1 protein-coding gene is annotated in these 769 nt (G+C 50.7%); it reads left to right on the plus strand.

What is annotated here, in order from left to right; genetic code table 11:
• The coding region (locus GQR54_RS19435; protein WP_166379709.1) for an Ig-like domain-containing protein at nucleotides 1-769 on the plus strand (769 nt) is incomplete at both ends.

The following is a 769-nucleotide window of genomic DNA, read 5'->3' on the forward strand; positions in this document are numbered from 1 at the left end:
TGGCGTATGGAGCGTCGATGCACCCAGTGTACTAGCCGAAGGCGCATACACCGTAACAGCGACCGTGGATGATGGACTGGGCAATATTGGCAGTGCAACAGAAACCGGTCTAATAGATCTTGTCGCACCAACGCTAATAATTACAGACAACGGCGTAGACAACGACACCACACCGACCATTGCTGGCAGTAGTGATGCACCGCAAGGCAGTACGGTTACACTTATCGTGACTGATAGTGCTGGCATACCGCAAACACTCAGCGCCACCGTACTTGCTAATGGCACATGGTCAATTCCTGTACCAATAGCACTTGCAGAAGGTGCGTACACCATTAGTGCAAGTGTTGAAGATGCAGCAGGCAACGAAGCTACGGCAACAGGCAGTGGTGAAGTAGACACCATAGCACCGACACTTATTCTGACCAGCCCAGGTTCAAGCAATGATGTAACGCCGACCCTCAGTGGTACAAGCGATGCTATTGAGGGTACCGAAATAACCTTTACCGTTGTGGATGATTTAGGTAACCCACAAACGTTCACCACCACCGTGGATGCCGATGGCAATTTCTCAGTTAAAGTCCCAACGGCACTTGCAGAAGGACCGTATAGTATTGAAGCCAACATCAGCGATGTGGCAGGTAACAGCACAGACATTACAGGCACCGGTACGATTGATACGACCGCGCCAAGCATTACCGTAAATGCGCCATTATTAACCAACGACAGCACGCCAACAGTTACAGGCACCAGTGATGCACCTAACAGCACC

Origin of the sequence: Pseudoalteromonas sp. Z9A4, from assembly GCF_011378845.1 — a bacterium.
GTDB classification, from domain to species: Bacteria; Pseudomonadota; Gammaproteobacteria; order Enterobacterales; family Alteromonadaceae; genus Pseudoalteromonas; species Pseudoalteromonas arctica.